Origin of the sequence: Mycobacterium ahvazicum, assembly GCF_900176255.2 — a bacterium.
Taxonomy (GTDB): domain Bacteria; phylum Actinomycetota; class Actinomycetes; order Mycobacteriales; family Mycobacteriaceae; genus Mycobacterium; species Mycobacterium ahvazicum.
Genome location: NZ_FXEG02000005.1, coordinates 1,107,513 through 1,124,676, shown reverse-complemented (window position 1 = coordinate 1,124,676; position 17,164 = coordinate 1,107,513). Strand labels below are relative to the sequence as shown.

22 protein-coding genes and 2 tRNA genes are annotated in these 17,164 nt (G+C 65.9%); 10 read left to right on the top strand and 14 right to left on the bottom strand.

From position 1 onward, the window contains the following. Window positions 1-102: 102 nt before the first annotated feature. The 5 genes from MAAFP003_RS26525 to MAAFP003_RS26505 all read right to left on the bottom strand — a co-directional run bounded on the left by MAAFP003_RS26525 (window position 103) and on the right by MAAFP003_RS26505 (window position 4,825). Window positions 103-1,302, bottom strand: coding sequence for an IS481 family transposase (locus MAAFP003_RS26525; RefSeq protein WP_096290566.1), 1,200 nt, complete (start codon window positions 1,300-1,302; stop codon window positions 103-105). Between the two features lie 91 nt (window positions 1,303-1,393). Further along, window positions 1,394-2,443 carry a baeRF2 domain-containing protein gene (locus MAAFP003_RS26520; protein ID WP_096290565.1) on the bottom strand — a complete coding sequence of 350 codons (1,050 nt, stop codon included), beginning with the start codon at window positions 2,441-2,443 and terminating at the stop codon, window positions 1,394-1,396. Between the two features lie 70 nt (window positions 2,444-2,513). Then, window positions 2,514-2,702: a hypothetical protein gene (locus tag MAAFP003_RS26515; protein ID WP_096290564.1), complete on the bottom strand. Its 189-nt coding sequence runs from the start codon at window positions 2,700-2,702 to the stop codon at window positions 2,514-2,516. A 28-nt stretch (window positions 2,703-2,730) separates the two neighbouring features. Further along, the gene (gene lipE / locus MAAFP003_RS26510) at window positions 2,731-3,966 is read right to left on the bottom strand and encodes a lipase LipE (protein WP_096291442.1); all 1,236 of its coding nucleotides are present in this window, start codon (window positions 3,964-3,966) and stop codon (window positions 2,731-2,733) included. Window positions 3,967-4,000: 34 nt separating this feature from the next. Continuing rightward, window positions 4,001-4,825, bottom strand: a complete 825-nt coding sequence (locus tag MAAFP003_RS26505; RefSeq protein ID WP_096290563.1) for a crotonase/enoyl-CoA hydratase family protein — start codon at window positions 4,823-4,825, stop codon at window positions 4,001-4,003. A gap of 23 nt (window positions 4,826-4,848) precedes the next feature. Between MAAFP003_RS26505 and MAAFP003_RS26500 the strand changes: the two genes are divergently transcribed. After that, window positions 4,849-5,433 (top strand): TIGR03086 family metal-binding protein, encoded by a 585-nt coding sequence (locus tag MAAFP003_RS26500; protein ID WP_207768616.1) that lies wholly within the window; start codon window positions 4,849-4,851, stop codon window positions 5,431-5,433. Here MAAFP003_RS26500 and MAAFP003_RS26495 read toward each other — a convergent pair whose 3' ends face one another. The 3 genes from MAAFP003_RS26495 to MAAFP003_RS26485 form a co-directional block, all read right to left on the bottom strand. Further along, a complete protein-coding gene (locus MAAFP003_RS26495) occupies window positions 5,434-6,336 on the bottom strand; it encodes a LysR family transcriptional regulator (RefSeq protein WP_096290561.1) in 903 nt (300 codons plus the stop codon). It lies immediately after the preceding gene. A gap of 164 nt (window positions 6,337-6,500) precedes the next feature. Next, the gene (locus MAAFP003_RS26490; protein ID WP_096290560.1) at window positions 6,501-6,959 is read right to left on the bottom strand and encodes a DUF4334 domain-containing protein; all 459 of its coding nucleotides are present in this window, start codon (window positions 6,957-6,959) and stop codon (window positions 6,501-6,503) included. Further along, window positions 6,956-8,029, bottom strand: coding sequence for a pyridoxal phosphate-dependent aminotransferase (locus tag MAAFP003_RS26485; RefSeq protein ID WP_096290559.1), 1,074 nt, complete (start codon window positions 8,027-8,029; stop codon window positions 6,956-6,958). The genes MAAFP003_RS26490 and MAAFP003_RS26485 overlap by 4 nt, the downstream gene beginning before the upstream one ends. Window positions 8,030-8,118: 89 nt before the next feature. On the opposite strand from MAAFP003_RS26485, the gene MAAFP003_RS26480 reads away from it, so the two are divergent. Further along, window positions 8,119-8,207 (top strand) — tRNA-Ser (locus MAAFP003_RS26480). Between the two features lie 34 nt (window positions 8,208-8,241). Beyond that, a tRNA-Arg gene (locus MAAFP003_RS26475) sits at window positions 8,242-8,314 on the top strand. A gap of 86 nt (window positions 8,315-8,400) precedes the next feature. Here MAAFP003_RS26475 and MAAFP003_RS26470 read toward each other — a convergent pair. From MAAFP003_RS26470 to MAAFP003_RS26455, 4 genes are all read right to left on the bottom strand, one after another. Beyond that, window positions 8,401-8,829, bottom strand: coding sequence for a hypothetical protein (locus MAAFP003_RS26470; RefSeq protein WP_096290558.1), 429 nt, complete (start codon window positions 8,827-8,829; stop codon window positions 8,401-8,403). A gap of 140 nt (window positions 8,830-8,969) precedes the next feature. Further along, on the bottom strand, window positions 8,970-9,188 hold the full coding sequence (locus MAAFP003_RS26465; protein WP_096290557.1) for a hypothetical protein: 219 nt from the start codon (window positions 9,186-9,188) through the stop codon (window positions 8,970-8,972). A 21-nt stretch (window positions 9,189-9,209) separates the two neighbouring features. Next, window positions 9,210-9,725: a hypothetical protein gene (locus MAAFP003_RS26460; RefSeq protein ID WP_096290556.1), complete on the bottom strand. Its 516-nt coding sequence runs from the start codon at window positions 9,723-9,725 to the stop codon at window positions 9,210-9,212. 11 nt (window positions 9,726-9,736) lie between these two features. Then, complete coding sequence (locus MAAFP003_RS26455) at window positions 9,737-10,732, bottom strand: phosphotransferase family protein (RefSeq protein WP_243394236.1); 996 nt, start codon at window positions 10,730-10,732, stop codon at window positions 9,737-9,739. 185 nt (window positions 10,733-10,917) lie between these two features. On the opposite strand from MAAFP003_RS26455, the gene MAAFP003_RS26450 reads away from it, so the two are divergent. Further along, a complete protein-coding gene (locus MAAFP003_RS26450) occupies window positions 10,918-11,859 on the top strand; it encodes a class I SAM-dependent methyltransferase (RefSeq protein WP_096291441.1) in 942 nt (313 codons plus the stop codon). Here the strand turns inward: MAAFP003_RS26450 and MAAFP003_RS26445 are convergent. Further along, window positions 11,849-12,799 (bottom strand): quinone oxidoreductase family protein, encoded by a 951-nt coding sequence (locus tag MAAFP003_RS26445; RefSeq protein ID WP_096290554.1) that lies wholly within the window; start codon window positions 12,797-12,799, stop codon window positions 11,849-11,851. The genes MAAFP003_RS26450 and MAAFP003_RS26445 overlap by 11 nt on opposite strands. Window positions 12,800-12,890: 91 nt before the next feature. On the opposite strand from MAAFP003_RS26445, the gene MAAFP003_RS26440 reads away from it, so the two are divergent. The 6 genes from MAAFP003_RS26440 to MAAFP003_RS26420 all read left to right on the top strand — a co-directional run bounded on the left by MAAFP003_RS26440 (window position 12,891) and on the right by MAAFP003_RS26420 (window position 16,543). Beyond that, window positions 12,891-13,301 carry a MarR family winged helix-turn-helix transcriptional regulator gene (locus tag MAAFP003_RS26440; RefSeq protein WP_243394207.1) on the top strand — a complete coding sequence of 137 codons (411 nt, stop codon included), beginning with the start codon at window positions 12,891-12,893 and terminating at the stop codon, window positions 13,299-13,301. A gap of 9 nt (window positions 13,302-13,310) precedes the next feature. Beyond that, complete coding sequence (locus MAAFP003_RS26435) at window positions 13,311-13,721, top strand: MmcQ/YjbR family DNA-binding protein (RefSeq protein WP_096290552.1); 411 nt, start codon at window positions 13,311-13,313, stop codon at window positions 13,719-13,721. A gap of 107 nt (window positions 13,722-13,828) precedes the next feature. Further along, a complete protein-coding gene (locus tag MAAFP003_RS29770) occupies window positions 13,829-14,065 on the top strand; it encodes a hypothetical protein (protein ID WP_096290551.1) in 237 nt (78 codons plus the stop codon). A 10-nt stretch (window positions 14,066-14,075) separates the two neighbouring features. Beyond that, on the top strand, window positions 14,076-14,231 hold the full coding sequence (locus MAAFP003_RS29315; protein ID WP_096290550.1) for a DUF6131 family protein: 156 nt from the start codon (window positions 14,076-14,078) through the stop codon (window positions 14,229-14,231). A gap of 112 nt (window positions 14,232-14,343) precedes the next feature. After that, on the top strand, window positions 14,344-15,048 hold the full coding sequence (gene tcrX, locus MAAFP003_RS26425; RefSeq protein WP_096290549.1) for a two-component system response regulator TcrX: 705 nt from the start codon (window positions 14,344-14,346) through the stop codon (window positions 15,046-15,048). Continuing rightward, window positions 15,026-16,543 (top strand): sensor histidine kinase, encoded by a 1,518-nt coding sequence (locus MAAFP003_RS26420; RefSeq protein ID WP_096290548.1) that lies wholly within the window; start codon window positions 15,026-15,028, stop codon window positions 16,541-16,543. Before tcrX ends, MAAFP003_RS26420 begins: the two co-directional genes overlap by 23 nt. On the opposite strand, the gene MAAFP003_RS26415 is transcribed toward MAAFP003_RS26420, so the two are convergent. Beyond that, window positions 16,536-17,012, bottom strand: a complete 477-nt coding sequence (locus MAAFP003_RS26415; RefSeq protein WP_096290547.1) for a lipoprotein LpqH — start codon at window positions 17,010-17,012, stop codon at window positions 16,536-16,538. The genes MAAFP003_RS26420 and MAAFP003_RS26415 overlap by 8 nt on opposite strands. Between the last annotated feature and the right edge of the window lie 152 nt (window positions 17,013-17,164).

Sequence of the window (17,164 nt, the reverse complement as noted above, 5' to 3'; positions counted from 1 at the left end):
GTGCGGACTCGCCAGTGGATGCCCGCGGGTGTGCCGGCGGGCCCGGCGNTTGTGATGTCGCGAGACATTGAGGACAGATGTCTCGCGACATAGTGAACACCTTCAGTTGTTGGCTGGGGGTGTTTTTGGTTTTTGGGGTTGGTAGTTGCGGGTGGTGTCGAGGGTGAGTTCGCGGATGAGTTGGCCGCCGGTGGTGGCGATGATGCGGATGTCTAGGTCGGCGATGAGCATGAGGACTGCGGTGTTGGCCCAGCGGTGGCCGATCCCGATGTGGTGCAAGCGGCCGGCGTGGCGCAGGGTGATTTTGCCGTAGCGGTCGACGTGGTCGGTGCGGACTCGCCAGTGGATGCCCGCGGGTGTGCCGGCGGGCCCGGCGTGGGGTCGGGCGCGGTAGGTGTGGTCGGGGGTGTGGCGGTGGCAGGAGCGGTGTGGGCGCACGGTGTTGTAGTAGTCGGTGAAGGCGTCGAGCTGGGCTTGTAGGTCGGCCAGGGTGGCTGCGGGGGGTTGGCGGGTGAGCCATTTTTTGAGGGTTTGGTGGAAGCGTTCGACCTTGCCGCAGGTCTGGGGGTGGTAGGGCCGGGAGTTTTTGAACACGACGCCCAGGGTGGCCAGTTCTGTTTGCAACGCGGTACGCCCGCCGGGGCCGGTGGCGTGTCGGGCGGTGAAGACCATGCCGTTGTCGGTGAGCACGGCGGCGGGCAGGCCGTGGGCGGCGAACGCGTCGCGGAAGCAGTCGCGCACGGCCACCGCGGTGAACGCGGGGCGGGCGGTGCAGATCAGGGCTTTGCGGGAGTGGTCGTCGAGGATGTTGAGGATCTCGATCTGGGCCCCGGGGGCCGCGGTGGTGTCGGGGCCGGCCAGCTGCCAGTGGGTGATGTCGGCTTGCCAGCATTCGTTGGGTTGTTCGGCCTGGAAGCGGATGTAGCTGCTGCGGGGGCGTTTGCGTGGTTGGGCGGTGATGAAGCCGCGGCGGCGCAAGATCTTGTGGATCGTCGATAGTGCGGGAGCGTAGCCGCTCTGGCGGTGCAGGTGAACGGCGATCGTCTGCGGCCCGGCGTCGAGGCCTTGTTCGCTAAGTTGCTTGCGCAGCTGGATAATTCGTTCTTCGATGCTGGCTGAGAGTTGGCGCGGATTAGACGCCGGGCGTCGGGAGCGCGGCTCGAGGCCGGCTGAGCCCTCGGCGCGGTAGCGGGCCAACAGGGTGTAGATCCACGAGCGCGCGACCCGGTACTCGCGGGCGACCTCACTGATTGGGCGGTGCTCAACTTCGACGGCGGCGACGACCAGACGGGCCTTGGACATGAGGACACCTCGCGATCACTGAACTGTCCTCAATGTCGGGAGACATCTGTCCTCGATGTCAATGAATCACAGACCTCCGCCACCGCAGTGTTCAGCGCCGCGGCCGATCGGGCGTCGGCGCGCAGCGAAGAATCGCGCCGACGCCGTCGGCCGGGGAGATTCGCTCGTCGGTGCGCACCACCGACGCGCCCGCCGAAATCGCCAACAGCGGCAGTGCCTCGTCGGCCCGTACCGTCTTGGCGGTCGCGGCGCTTTGCCGCGGCAGGCCGGCGGCGGTGGCAGCGACCGTTGTCATGCTTTCGTCGGCGACCACCGTGGCGTCGTCGATGTCGCCGATGATCAGGGTGTCGACCAAGCCCTGGCTCAGGGCAGTGCAGACCGCACCGAGTCCCTCGGTGGCCAGCCCGGATTGGCGGCCCATTTCGTCGGTGAAGCGCGCCGCGGTGGTGTCCATCGTGCCCTGCCGTTGCCACAGCAGGGTGGTGTCGATGGCCCGCTGAATCTCCTCGAAGTCATAGCCACCGCGCCGGTCCGCGATCGGCAGCGTGGTCATCCGCTTGCGGATCGGTTCCGGCAGCGCCGCCAGCAGATTCGAACGCGATTCCTGATCGCCGACCAGGAACAGCTCGCCAAACGACGTGTCGTGAACGAGTTCGCCGATTCGGTTCGCGACCGTGGGCAGTCGCTGACCCGGCAGCGCGCCGGAGTCGACGGCTTCGGAGAACCGCGTTGCATCGACGTGGCTGGTGATGAACGCGCCGGTTCGGTCGGCCACCACCAGCAGGTAATCCGAATGCACGACACCGAACTCGAGAATGGGGACGATGTAGGGCAATTCGGAAACTCGGACGATCGGCCCGGAAGTTGGCCGCAGGAGGTGTTCGTTGAGGACGACCCCGCCCGCGGTGGCCACCACCGCGCGCCCGCCGCGGCCGATTGGCAGCCGCAGTTCCATCACGGCGTGTTCGATTGCCGCGGTGATCGATTCGTCCGCGCCTTGCTGCTCGAGCTCCCTGCGCAGCGCGAGCCACGTCAGTTCGAGCTGCGGACTGGGGTCGTCGTCGTCATCCGAATCTTCGAAGTAGACCGACGCGAATGGCCCGGGCGCGCCCAGCAGCTCGCGAAACCGGTCCGAATCCATGCATCATTGTCGCTCGAATGGCTTGGACGTAAAGGCCATTCTCCCGGCGGGCGGACCCGCAAGACACGGTTTAGCTGCCGCCACCCTCGGTGTCGTCGAAAAACGACCACTCGCCGTCGTGCTCGACTTCCATGCGCCAGCCCAGTTCGGTGTTGTCGGCCTTGCTGTCGACGAACCAGGCGTGCGCGTCCTCGGCGCCGGCGATGTCCTTGGTCGCGACGACCTCTCCTTGCGGGTTGAGCACTCGATAGTTGGCCATTAGTGCAGTGTTCCCACTGCCGGCGTGCTCAATCGGCCGGAATCTGCGCGGCGATGGTGTTCATCAGTGTCGAGTAGCGGCGCAGTTCCGGATCGCGACCGGGTTTGCCGCTGCTGATCAGACCGGCTGCCAGGTGGCGCTGAGGGTCGGCCCAGATTGCGATGTTGCTCAAGCCCAGGCTGCCGAACGCTTCCGGCGCATTGCGCCCGAACGGACCCCACCGGTTGGTGCCGAGAATGAAGCCGGTACCCCAGCGCGCCGGCATCAGGCCGACCGCGAAATCCGGTCGTAGCCGCCGTGATTCGGTGACCGCGCCCCGCAACGTTTCCGCCTGCAATACCCGCACACCATCGAGTTCTCCATAGCGGCGCCAGATTTCGGCGAACCGCGACATCTCATTGGCGGTCGAGACGGTATTGGACGACGGGATCACGGTGGTCAAGAAGAAGGGCTGGTTCGTCACCGGGATCATTTCGTGCACCGTGCCGCCGATGGCCTTCCGGAATATCTGCGCGATCACCGGCGGTAGCGGCCGTCCGGTGGCATGGCTCGGGGCGACCAGATCGAGGTCTTGTTTGGCGACGCCGAAGTTGGTCCACCGAAACCCAAGTGGGTCAAGAATTTCGGCGGCCAGGATTTCGCGGATGTCCTTGCCGGCGGCCGTGTAGACGATCTCGCGGATCAATGGGCCCCAGGTCAGCGCGTGATACAGGTGGATCAACCCCGGCCGATACAGCGGCCGCAGATTGCTCAGCATCTCCTGCACGTACTCGTGATCGTCGGTCCGTCTGAGGTCCGGCAGTGGCCCGGTCGGAAACGGTAGGCCGGCGCTGTGCGTCAGCACGTGCCGGATCGTGATGCGGTCCTTGCCGTGGCTGGTGAAAGTGGGCATGTACTCGCACACCCGGTCGTCAAGGGAAAAGACGCCTCGCTCGACCAGTTGGTGCACCACGGTCGCGGCGACGGCCTTGGCCGCCGAGTACACGCAGAACGGCGTGTCCGTCGTGACGGGGACCTTCTCGGCGTCCGGGGTGTCGGTCGGCGCATTGCCCCAGCCGTGCCCGATGGCGCGGTTGAGCACGACGCGACCACGGTGCCGGATGCACAGCTGGATCGCCGGGTGCATGCCCGCCTGATACCAGTGGCGGGCGGCCTGCCAGATTCGTTCGACGGCGGCGCTATCGATCTCCGAGTGGTCCTCGTCGCCGAGCGCGGTGACCGAGTCCAGGTCGGCCGGGACACGGATCTTGCCGTCTGCAGTCATCGTTGCCACTCCCGCGAGGGTACGTGGCGCCCGGCTACTCCCCGGTGAACTGTGGCGGACGCTTGGCGAACGTCGCCTGGATGCCCTCGGTGAGGTCTTTGGACGGCAGGAAGGCTGAATTCCAGGCGGCGACATAGCGCAGGCTTTCCGACACCGCCGCGGTGCGTTGCTGGTCGAGCACATCCTTGACGCCGTAGACGGCCAGCGGCGGGTTGGCGGCGATTTCGGCAGCAGTGGCGTGGGCGGCGGCCAGCGCGGCCTCGGCATCGGCGTAGACATCGTTGACGAGGCCGATCTTTTCGGCGCGGGCCGCGTCGATGTCCTTGCCGGTGAGCGCCAGCTCGCGCAGATGGCCGTCGTTGAGGATCAGCGGCAGCCGGGCCAGGCTGCCGACGTCGGCGACGATCGCGAGTTTGACTTCACGCACCGAGAACCTGGCGTCGGCGCTGGCATAGCGGATGTCCACCGCCGAGATCAGGTCGACGCCCCCGCCGATGCACCAGCCGTGCACCGAGGCGATGGTCGGGGTGCGGCAGTCGGCGATCGCGGTGATCGCACCCTGCATGCGCCGTAGCTCGGTGTGAAAATCCGTGCGGGGGCGGGCCAGCGCCCCTTCGGCCAGCAACGGCGCGAACGTGCCGCCCATGGCGGGCAGGTCCAGGCCGTAGCTGAAGTTCTTGCCCGATCCGCTGATGACGATGGCGCGCACGTCTCGGTCGGCGTCCAGCGTCCCGAACACGTCCGGCATCTCCGCCCAGAAGGCGGGCCCCATCGCGTTGCCCTTACCGGGTCCGATCAGCGTCACCTGCGCGACGTGATCTTTGATCTCGATGGTGACGGATTCGTAGGTATCGCCCATATCGAGACCGTAGCGTGGGAATTATGTCTCGTGATTTGCGACCCGGCCCCCGTTCCCGGCCCACGGACGAACTGCACAGCGCCGAGGACACGTTAGGGATCTTGCAGCGCGTGCTGCATCCCATCGCCACCGACGATTTGTCCAAGCAGACACCGTGCACCGAATACGACGTGAACCAGCTGACCGAACATCTGCTGAAATCGATCGCCGGCATCGGGGGGATGGTCGGCGCGCAAATTCCGGAGCGCGAACCCAGCGATTCGGTGGAACGACAGATCATCGTCGCGGCCCGCCCGGCGTTGGACGCGTGGCACCGACATGGCCTGGTCGGCACGGTGCCGTTCGGTAAGAGCGAGATGCCGGCTAAGTCCGCGTGCGGCATCTTCTCGATCGAATTCCTAGTCCACGCTTGGGATTACGCTGTCGCGCTGGGCCACGAACTCGATGCCCCTCAACCATTGACCGAATATGTGCTGGACCTGGCGCACCAGACGATCAGGCCGGAATTTCGTGGCGCGGCCGGGTTCGACGACCCGGTCGACGTGCCCGCCGATGCCGGGGCTTTGGAGAAGCTGGTCGCGTTCACCGGGCGCGACCCGGCCAGTTAGTCATGCGGTCGGTTCGGACGCGGTGCGGACCCTCTCTCGCAGCCAGCTGTGGGACGGGTCTTGATCGAAGCGCGGGTGCCACACCGCGTAGAACTCGAGCTCGATCAACTCGCGAGGCGCCGCGAGGATTCGGGTGTGCGCGGGGTCGGCGTTCTTACGGGCGACCCGCTCCGGAAGGGTCAACACGAGGTCAGTGCCCGGCAAGATGCTCGGCGCCAGCGCGAAGTAGGGCACGCTGACCGCCACGCGACGCGTGACCCCGAGCGGCTCGAGCGCCCGATCGATCCAGGGCTGACCGATGTCGATGGTCAAGTGCGGCCACCGCAGATACGTTGACAGCGAAACCGATGCCTGGTCGGCCAGCGGGTGCTCGGCGGCGACGATGCAGACGAAGCGATCACTGAAAAGGTATTGGCTGCAATATCTTTCGGGTGCCACCCGGCCATAGACCGCCAGATCTATCGTCCCCGCGTCGAGCTTGTCGAATGCGCGCTCGTCCAGAACTTCGCAACTCACCGCCGAATTGGGCGATTCGGCCAGCACCGTCCGCACCAGCGCGGGTCCGAACGTGGCGACGGTGTAGTCGCTGACGGCGAGGCGAAACGATTGTGCGGCCGTGGCCGGGTCGAACGTCTCCGTGGCAAAAAGTTGCTCCAAATGTGTTACAGCCGTGCTGAGTTGATCGCGAAGACGTTCGGCGCGCGGGGTCAGCGAGTAGCCGTCCGGCCCACGCACCAGCAGCTCGTCGCCGAAGTGGCGGCGCAGCCGCTGCAGGGCGCGGCTCATTGCCGGCTGGCTCAGCCGGACCCGCTCGGCCGCCCGCGAGACGTGTTGCTCCTCCAGCAGGGCCACCAATGGCGGCAGCAGATTCAGATCAACCTGATCGATATGCGTAGTGCGCATGAGTGTCATGCTAACTATTTATTTCACAAATAGCAGCACTTCTCAGCTTCGTTCTTGCTGTCCTGACCCGGCCCGGCGAGTGTGCCCAGGGCGGAGAATCGCCGCGAAGTCCTGCCCAGGGCGCGCCGTCGAAATCCTAGGCGCACACTCAAAAGCCAAGGGGGCTATATGCGTTCGAGGTAGAAGTAATAGTGACGGCCGTTGTCCAGCACGCCCTTGCCGTTCATGATGCCCATCACGGCCTGGTCGTCGATCTTCTTGAAGTGGTCGTGCACGGGAGCCCCGTCGTAGACCATCGTGGCGGTGACCTCGCCGCGGAAGCCTTCCAGCCACAGGCTGGCCTCGCCGTTCATCCGCTCCACGTTGGAGTACTTGTTGCCATCGTCGTCCAAACACACCAGCGGCTGGCAGTCCGAGATCGACTTGAAGTTCTTGCCGAACCAGCGGAGCTTTTCGAGCATGCCGTTCGCACGGTGTCCGGTCGGAAAGTCCCCGCCCTTCCATTCGCCGATCATCTCGTCGATCGTCGCGGGCTCCAGCGTCGCCCAGAAATCGTCGAGCTCGGCGTCGGTGACGTCGGCCCGGTCTTTCAATTCGTTGAAGTTCTTGCGGGCCAAACTCATTCGTCAACCTCCGGGTGTCTGATCCAATTGCGGGCAAACGCTAGCAGTGCATCGTTCTCCTTGGGCGCACCGATCGAAACGCGGACTCCGTCGTCGGCGTACTGGCGAACCACGATGCCCGCGTCGGCCGCGCGCGTGACGAAGTCCCGGGTGCGCGGGCCCAAGGGCAACCAGACGAAATTCGCCTGGGACGGCGGCAGGGTGAATCCGGCGTCCCGCAGCCCGGCGCTCACCCGAATCCGGTCGGCGACCAAAGCGTCCGTGCGGGCCAACAATTCGTCGGCGGCATCCAGCGACGCGATCGCGGCCGCCTGCGAGACGTTCGTGACCGAGAACGGCACGAACACCTGGTCCAACGCCGTGATCAGGTCGGGGTGGCCGACCGCATAGCCGACCCGCAGGCCGGCCAGTCCGTAGGCCTTCGAAAAGGTACGCAGCACAACGACATTACGGCGTGCGCGGACCAGGCCCAGACTGTCGGGCAGCATGCCGTCGCGGATGTATTCGACGTAGGCCTCGTCGATCGCGATCACGATGTGCGACGGAACCGCCTCGGCGAAGCGGATCAGCGCGTCGGGATCGACGACGGTCGAGGTCGGGTTGTTGGGATTGCAGACGAAGATCAGCCGGGTGTGTTCGGTGATCGCGGCCAGCATCGCGTCGAGGTCGAACGTGTGGTCGGTCAGCGCCACCTTGACAGTGGCCGCGCCGGCGACCTGAACCAGCGGCGGGTAGAGCTCGAAGCTGCGCCAGCCGAAGATCACCTCGTCGCCGGCCGAGGCGGTGATCTGCACCAGCTGCTGGCACAGGCTGACCGAACCGGCGCCGACAGCGATGTGCTCGGGATCGAAACCAGGACCGACATGCTTGGCCAGCGCCGCTTTGAGTTGGACGCAGCCGTTGTCCGGATAGCGGTTGACGACGTCGGTCGCTTGCTCGATGGCGGCGCGGACACTGGGCAGCGGGCCGAACACCGTCTCGTTGCTGGCCAGTTTCATCGAACCCGGCACGGTCTTACCAGGAACGTAAACTGGCAGCCCGGCCAGCTCAGGCCGTAGGCGGGCAGTCACTTCGACAGCATATGTCGCCGCTGTGTACGCTATGCCTCCGGCGGTTCAGGGACGCCCGCGTCGAGTCGGGTACCCTCATGAAGTCCAAGGGAGGCGTGCCAGAGCGGCCGAATGGGGCTCACTGCTAATGAGTTGTCCCCCTTAAAGGGGACCGGAGGTTCAAATCCTCTCGCCTCCGCTGACGTCCTTTCGGGGACACAACTGAAGTACCGGCGCCCGTAGCTCAACGGATAGAGCATCTGACTACGGATCAGAAGGTTAGGGGTTCGAATCCCTTCGGGCGCGCGCATCGTTCGAGCCTGTAGTTTTGCAGGCCTTTACTCGTACTTTCCCTGCAGATCTACCGGCTCGCGGACACGCACCGCGCTTGATTACCTCGGCGAGTCCGAAAGTTTCTCCGCCGATTTCTTGGTGAGGTTGACGACCTCGGACTCGGCCAACCGATCGCCGGTGTCGGGGTCGCGCGCTTCCAGCTTCCACTCGCCGGCGGTGATGCCGGCGCCGTCCAGCCACCCCCGGCACGCTTGCGTCAACTCCATCGGGCTGTCCAGTTCGCGGTTGGTATACGGGTCGTGGTCGTACTCCACCCAGCCGCCGGCCTCGCGGCGCATCAGCGCATGCGTCACCAGCAGGTGTGTACGGCACCGCGCGGCGCGGTCATGGACACTGCCCGGTGTGGTGGGGAAGTACGCACTACAGACCTGGCAGGTTCTCATCACGTGGCCGGGCTCGTCGTCCGCCGCGATCGGCGCGAACGCCAGCGCGTCCGCCGGGTATCCGGGGTCGTCTTCCGTGCTCATCAGCCGCTCCTCGAGCCGTGGCTTCGGGATTTCGACGATAACCCTTGTCGCGCACGGCCGAGACCGCCGGCTACCGCGGTAAGCCGTTGTTCGGCAAGACGTCACAGAGTGGCTAGAAAGCCCCGGGAAACCGCGTGTTCCTACGCGTCGCCGTCGTCGGACTCGCTTGCCCCAGACTGTTCGGGCATCGGCCCCACCGTCGCGATCATCGGGATTCTCAGCGTCTTACCGCCGGCGATCGGCAGGTGCACCGCGAAGAACACGATCTTGAGCTCCACGCTGACCTGCCGCATGGGCTGGGCGTAGAGGTCAAAGCGCATGTCCCGCAGCCGCGCCAGGCCGCGTTCGAGCCGACTCATGGCCTCGACCCTACCGGCCCGCTACGGACGCGGATCGAACGGACGACGCGTCGGCACCGTGACGGTCTGGGTGACCGTGCTGGTCTCCGTGCTTGGTGACAGCGTGACCGTGCTCGTCGGCGGAACGGTCGTCGTCGGGACGGTCGTCGTCGGGGTGTCGGTGCTCGGCGGTGGCGCCGTCTCGGTCACGGTCTGGGTCGGCGGGGGCGCGCCGCCGCCTCCGGGTGGGTGGTGCCGCGTGGGCTCCGCGGCGGTGGTCGTCACGGTCGTCGCGGGCGACGGCGTGGGCGTCGTCGTGGTGGTCGGACTCGGCGCCGGCGAACCGCTCACCAGCGTCACGATCGCGTAGGCCACCAGGCCCAGCACGATCACGCCCAGTGCGCCCGCAGCGACCAACGCCGGCGGGCGCCGGTACCAGGGTGTCGGGGGCTGCGGCTCGGGGTCATACCCGCCCTGGTCATAACCGCCGCCGTACCGCGCGGCCTGCGTCGGCTCGTATTCGGAGTAGTAGTCGGGTTCCTCGGGATAGGGAGGCACGTCCAAAGATGCTAGCCGCTGCCGATCTGGGTCAGCGCGCGTTCGAACAGGTGCACCGTGGCCGCATGCAGTTGATCACCGACTTCCTTCTCGGCCTTACCGGCACACGCCCGGGCCAGCGTGCCCTCGATGACGATGCCCAGCTTGAAACAGGCCAGCACGGTGTACCAGGTGATGTGCGACAGGTCGCGGGTGGTGTTGGCGGCGTAACGCTGGAACAGCTCGTCAGTGCTGGCCAACCCGTCCTGACCGCCCAGCGCGTGGCTGAACACGCTGGTTCCGTCGTCTTGCCGCCAAGTGGCCAGCAGCCAGCCCAGATCCAGCAGCGGGTCACCGATCGTGCACATCTCCCAGTCGACGATCGCGACCACGTCCGGCCCGGTAGGGGAGAACATCACGTTGGCCGCGTGATAGTCACCGTGCATGATCCCGGGCTTCCAGGTCGCAGGTCGGTGCCGTTCCAGCCACGACGACACTTCCTCGATCCCGGGGATATCCGGACCGGGGTAGCCGTCGTACTCGCGATAGGAGTCCAGCTCCGAAAGCCAGCGCGGCACCTGACGTTCCAGGAAGCCCTCCGGCTTGCCGAAATCGGCCAAGCCCGCCGCGACGTGGTCGATGGCGCCCAGCTTCGCGAGCGAGTCGGCCATCGACAGCCCCATGCCGTGCCGCACACCGGCATCGCCGGCATGCAGCGGCGGCAGTCCCTCGCCGGCGTTGAACCCGTCGACCGGGTCCATCAAGTAGAAAACGGCATTGCCCAGCACGCCGGTGTCCTCGCACGCCGCGATCAGATGCGGATGCGGCACGTCGGAACCGGCAAGCGCGGCAAGGACTTTGGTTTCCCGCAGGATCACGCTGTTGCTGCGCGGACGCAGGTGTCGTGGCCCACGCCGCAACACATAGGGTCGCCCGGACCTGGTGAACCGCAGCATTACGTTCTGTGTTCCGCCGGTGACGGGCGAAACCTCCTGCAGCGGTCCGTCGCCCAGCCCCTGCTGGGACATCCATTCCGCGACCGCGTTCAAGTCCACGTGCTCCACGTCGCAGAACCTACTCCGCGGCCGCGGCACCCCTAAGCTGTGGACCCTCTGTGAAGACAGCGCATGTCACCGTCTGCGAGTGCCAAGGTGCATCGGCGACTGGAAGAATAGTGAACGCAACCGACTATCAGGGTGAAAGAGGGCTGGCGATGCCACGTACCGACAACGATTCTTGGGACATCACTCAGAGTGTGGGTGCCACGGCACTCGGCGTGGCGGCGGCCCGCGCGGCCGAGACCGAGAGTGAGAACCCGCTGATCAACGATCCGTTCGCCCGTGTCTTCGTGAACGCCGCGGGAGAGGGGATGTGGAGCGTCTACGCGAATTCGGACGTGCGGGCCAAGCTGCTCGAGATCGAACCGGACGTGCAGAACCGGCTGAAGCTGATGGTCGACTTCATGGCAACCCGGACCGCGTTTTTCGACGAGTTCTTCCTGGGCGCCGCCGACTCCGGCGTCCGGCAGGTGGTGATCCTGGCGTCCGGCCTGGATGCCCGCAGCTGGCGGCTGCCTTGGCCGGAGGGCACCGTGGTCTACGAGTTGGACCAGCCCAAGGTCCTGGAGTTCAAGGGCGCGACGCTGCGTGAGCACGGTGCGCACCCGACCGCTGAGCTGGTCAACATCGCCATCGACCTGCGCCAGGATTGGCCGAAGGCCCTGCAGGAGGCGGGCTTTGACGCATCGAAGCCGAGCGCCTGGTCCGCCGAAGGGTTGGTGCGGTACCTACCCGCGCAGGCCCAGGACCTGTTGTTCGAGCGCATCGTCTCGCTGAGCGCGCCCGGCAGCTGGCTGGCTTCCAACGTTCCGGGGGAGGGCTTCTCCGATCCCGAGAAGGTGCGGCGGCAGCGGGAGGACATGCACCGCATCCGCGCCACGGCTGCCAAGCTGATCGACGCGGAGATAACGGATTTCGACGAACTGTGGTATCCGGAGAAGCGCACGGCCGTCGACAGCTGGCTGCGCGATCGGGGCTGGGACGTAGTGTCGTTGAACTTCCCGGAGCTGATGGGTCGCTACCACCGCAGCATTCCGCCGGGGTCCGAGGACTCGATGCCGCCCACCCAGTTCATCTCCGCACGACTCACGGCGTGATCACGATCCGCTGATCGGCGTCGGTGTCGTTCCATGCGGCTTCGACATCGGCAAGCGGCACCGCACGAGTGTCGAGTTCGAAAGCACCCCTGCCGATTTCGGCGGTGATCTCGGGCAACTCGGTCAGGATGTCGCGGGTCGGTACCGAGCCCTGTCCGCTGCCGACGATCTGCAGCCGCACGGCGCGCAGTGCCGCAGCGAAGATTTCGGCCGACGGTCCGGTCACCGAGCCGATCTCGATCCAGCTGAGCGGCCTGCCGCGATCGGATCGGTGGGTGGCGATGCCGGCCATCACCCGCGCCGTGATCGGGCCCCACAGGTAATCGATCACGACGTCGACGTCACGTGCGGCGTACGCGAGATCGTCCATCTCCGAAGCATTGTCGATCTGTACGACGGCGTCGGCGCCCAGCTTTGCCAGTGTTGCGAGCCGCCGCGCGTCGCGGCCGGCCCCGGTCACGTGCCCGGCGCCGAGCTGCTTGGCGACCTGCACGGCCATCCGGCCCGAGCTTCCGGTGGCACCGAGGATCAGCACGGATTGACCGGGCTCGAAGACGATGCGCCGGTGCAGGGCCAGCCACGACGACATGACGGGGTTCACCGCGGCGGCCACCAGGATGGGGTCGGTGCCGTCCGGAAGAACAATGCTGCGGCGCTGGTCGATGACGGTCTGCTCGGCCATCGCGCCCATCGTGGTGTCCGGTAGCACGAAGTAACGCAGCGTGCCGTCGGGCGCGCGGCCGACTCCGTCGGTGCCGGGGACCAGGGGCAACTCCCCAGTGCTGGTGTAGTGCGAGCCGTCGGCCTGAGACCGCACCCGCGGATGCAGGCCGGCGGCGATCACGTCGACGACGATGTCCTCGGGGTGTTGTGTTGTGGGACGGGGGAATTCGCGATAGGTGGGAGGCTTGTCGAAGGCGGTGACGACGGCCGCGTGCATGGCGATTCCCTTCCTGGGCTTCGAGATTTAGTTGGTAACACGAACCATATTAGATGGCAGTACGAACTTATTTCAAGGTATGCTCGACGCTGTGGAGACCGATGACGACCTCAGGGACAACCTCGTGCAGGTGTCATTCGCAGTGATCGCGGTACTCAACCGCGTTGCCGCCGAACACGACCTGTCGCTGACTCAGCTACGGGTACTGGGGATACTGCGTGATCGCGAACCCGTGATGGCCGAACTTGCGACGTATCTCGGCTTGGAGCGCTCGACCGTCAGCGGGCTCATCGACCGCGCGGCCCAGCGCGGGCTGGTGCGCAAGACCACCGATGCCGTCGACGGTCGCTCGGTACGGGTCAGCCTCACCGCCGAGGCGCGGCGGCTCGAGGTGCGCATCATCGCGCAGATCGGTGAGCTGCTGGCACCCATGACCGGCGGGCTCAACGTCGCCGACCGGAAGCGGCTCACTGCGCTATTGGCGAAAGTGCTTGAGCGTTAAGGTCGCGCTATGCCCGATCGAGCCGCTCGAGTAAGCGACGTGCATCGGATCGCCGCGTCGATGCCGCACGTGAAACGGCTGGAGGGGCCCAAGGGCAACGCGATCTATCAGGTCGGCGGCAAGTCGTTCGTGTTCTTCCGGACTCCGCAGCCCGACGCGACCGACCCGGACACGGGGCAGCGCTACGACGATGTGATCATGCTCTGGGTGGACTCGGAGAGCGACAAGCTGGCGTTGATCCAGGACCCCGGGTCGCCGTTCTTCACCACTGACCACTTCGACGGGCATCCGTCGGTGCTGGTGCGGGGCGGTCGGCTGCCGGAAATCACCACAGCGGAACTGACCGAACTGATTCAGGACGCGTGGCTGTCCAGGGCTTCCCACAAGCGCGCCGCGGACTGGCTGGCCGCCCACTCGTAGCGCTGCTCGAGCGGGCCGATATGTTAGCCACGGCGAGGTTTAGACATGAGTCCAATGGGTATCGCTAGGCGACGGGAAATTCTTTCTCGAACACAACGGAGGTCACGATGCGTGGTCGCGGAATAATCGGCGCGATCGTCCTGGTGTGGCTGCTCATAGGGGTATTCGCCGCATGGCAACGCGGGTACTTCGAAACAAGCCAAACGAATTGTGTCACCGCGGGAAACATCGCGCTGACAGTGGTCGCAGGGCCGTTGAACTATGGGGGTGTGAACCCCAAGGTCAAGGATTGCCATGTGCCGCAACCCAGTTCAATGCCCAGCAGTCTAGTGTCGCTCACGTAAAGGAAATGCCATGGTCGTCTTAGGTGTCGTGCTACTCATTCTCGGATATCTGTTCGCTATTCCTTTGCTGTGGACGATCGGCATTGTCCTGATCGTCATCGGCGCGGTGCTGTGGATCCTCGGGTCGGTCGGCCGCCCGGTCGGCGGCAGGCGGTATTGGTACTAGGTCCTGCCTGCAGTTTCACAGGACACACAAAGGAACGTCATAGCGTCGGCCCAGTCCGACGCGGATACTGGAACCTGTGACGCAGTCTCGAGCCTCCGTGGAGCGCGTTGTCATGTGCCGCGCGGACGGCAATCCGATCAACGTGCTGGTCGTGGACGACGAATCCGTTCTGGCCGAAATGGTGTCGATGGCGCTGCGGTATGAGGGCTGGAACATCGCGACCGCCGGGGACGGATCCTCGGCGATCGCGTCCGCTCGTGCCCAGCGGCCGGATGTCGTCGTACTCGACGTGATGCTGCCCGACATGAGCGGGCTCGACGTCTTGCACAAATTGCGCGAAGAGAATCCACAGCTGCCGGTGCTGCTGCTGACGGCAAAGGACGCGGTGGAAGATCGCATCGCCGGACTGACCGCGGGCGGCGACGACTACGTCACCAAGCCGTTCAGCATCGAAGAGGTGGTGCTGCGGCTGCGAGCGTTGTTGCGGCGCACCGGCGTCACGACGATCGACAGCGGTGCGCAGCTCGTGGTCGGCGACCTGGTGTTGGACGAGGACAGCCACGAGGTGACTCGTGCCGGCGAGCCGGTTTCGTTGACCTCCACCGAGTTTGAGCTGTTGCGCTTCATGATGCGCAACTCCAAGCGAGTGCTGAGCAAGGCCCAGATCCTGGATCGAGTGTGGAGTTACGACTTCGGCGGTCGTTCCAACATCGTCGAGCTCTATATCTCGTACTTACGCAAGAAGATCGACAACGGTCGCGAGCCGATGATCCACACGCTGCGCGGCGCGGGTTATGTCCTCAAGCCCGCCGGCTAGGGCGCGGCGAGTCTGGTCGCTTCGGCTACGGCTGCTGGTTGGCCAAGTCATCGTGCTGGCTCTGGTCTGTGTCGGGATCACCGCGGCGACCGAACTGTCGCTGAACCACCACTTGATGCGACAGCTCGACGGCCAGCTGGGCGGCACCTCGCATCGCTCGGCGCTGATGTACCCAGAGCCGAATCGTCCGGGTTGGCGTCACGACCACGGCTTCAACCCGCGGCCCGGTCCCGGGCCGCGGTTCCTCGACGCACCCGGACAGCCGGCAGGGATGGTCGCCGCGGTGGTCAGCGACGGCAAGACGGTCGACGCCGGCTACCTGACCAGCATCGGTTCGCGGGCCGCGCTGACCGATAGGGCCCAGGAGCAACTGGCGGCGATCGCCGGCAGCCGCAAGCCGGTGACGCTGGATCTCGACGGCCTCGGGCGGTACCGCGTCGTGGCCGCCCCGAGCCGGCGCGGTGGCGACTTGATCGTCACCGGGCTGTCGATGGAAGACGTCGACGCCACGCTGATCCAGATGCTGGCCATCTTCGGGATCGTCACCGTAATCGCATTGGCCGCAGCGACGATTGCCGGGATGGTGATCATCAGGCGAGCCCTGGCACCGCTGCGGCGCGTCGCGCAAACCGCGCGCAGGGTTTCAAATCTGCCGCTGGACCGGGGTGAGGTCGAACTGCCGGTGCGCGTTCCCGAATCCGACACCAACCCCTCCACCGAGGTGGGCCAACTGGGGTCGGCGCTGAACCGGATGCTGGACCACATCGCGGCCGCGCTGTCGGCCCGGCAGGCCAGCGAGACGAGGGTGCGGCAGTTCGTCGCCGACGCGAGCCACGAACTACGCACCCCGCTGGCCGCGATCCGCGGCTACACCGAACTCACCCAACGGATGGGCGACGATCGCGAGGCGGTGGCCCACGCGATGAGCCGCGTCGCGTCGGAGACCGAGCGGATAACGCGGCTCGTCGAGGACTTGCTGCTATTGGCCCGACTGGACTCGGGCCGGCCGCTGGAACGCGAGCCGGTTGACTTGTCGCGGGTGGCGGTCGACGCGGTCAGTGACGCACACGTGGCGGGACCGGATCACCAGTGGGAACTCGACCTGCCCGAGGAGCCGGTGGTTGTCATCGGCGATGCGGCACGGCTGCACCAGGTGTTGACGAATCTGCTTGCGAACGCGCGTATTCACACCGGCGGGGGGACCGTCGTCACGACGCGATTGAGCACCGAGCCGACGCACAGCGTGCTGCAGGTGATCGACAATGGCCCCGGCATACCCGCGGCATTGCAGTCGGAGGTGTTCGAGCGGTTTGCTCGCGGTGATACCTCACGCTCCCGCAAGGGCGGCAGCACCGGGCTGGGGCTGGCGATCGTCTCCGCCGTCGTCAAGGCGCACAACGGCACGATCACCGTCGACAGTGCGCCGGGTCGTACGGAGTTCACGGTGCGGTTGCCACTCAACGGGTGGCAACCGCCCGCGGCCTCAGTTAGCTAGTGCAGGTTACGTCGATCTCGAAGGGCTTGTTCACCGGCTGCGTCGGGTTTGCCATGTCGACGCCAGTGGCTGTTCCGGTGATCTTGTAGCTGTTGCCGCTCTTGGTGGCCGAGGCATTGCCCCCGCCGCCGGCCGCGGCGTACGCGAGCGTCACGCCGTTGACATTGCCCAACCCAACGGAGGTCACCTGGGGCGGGTCGGCGTCGGTCAGCACCGCGGCGATGCCGGTCGCGGCGCCACCGATCGCGATGTTGACGTTGCCGCCAACTTTGGAGCACACGACCGAGCCGCTGACGTTCTGGTCCTTGCCGTCGATGATCACCTTGGTGCCACCACCGCCGCCGGAACTGGCGGACGTGCTTGCACTCGACGAAGAACCACTCGAACTCTTCTTGTCGCTCGAACAGCCGGAAATGCCGGCGACCAGAATCGCTGCTCCGGCTACCGCGACCGTCAGTTCACGCTTCACCTGTTCTCCTTTGCCCGATCGTTGCGGACCTCGACATTGAGGGCCGTCAACGCAGTATGCGGGTTAACTGGATCGAAGGTCCAGAGCCTCCAGAAAGTGATTCTGTATCCCTTAGTCACTTGACAAGACGCGTATTAGCGCTGCGGCTGAGG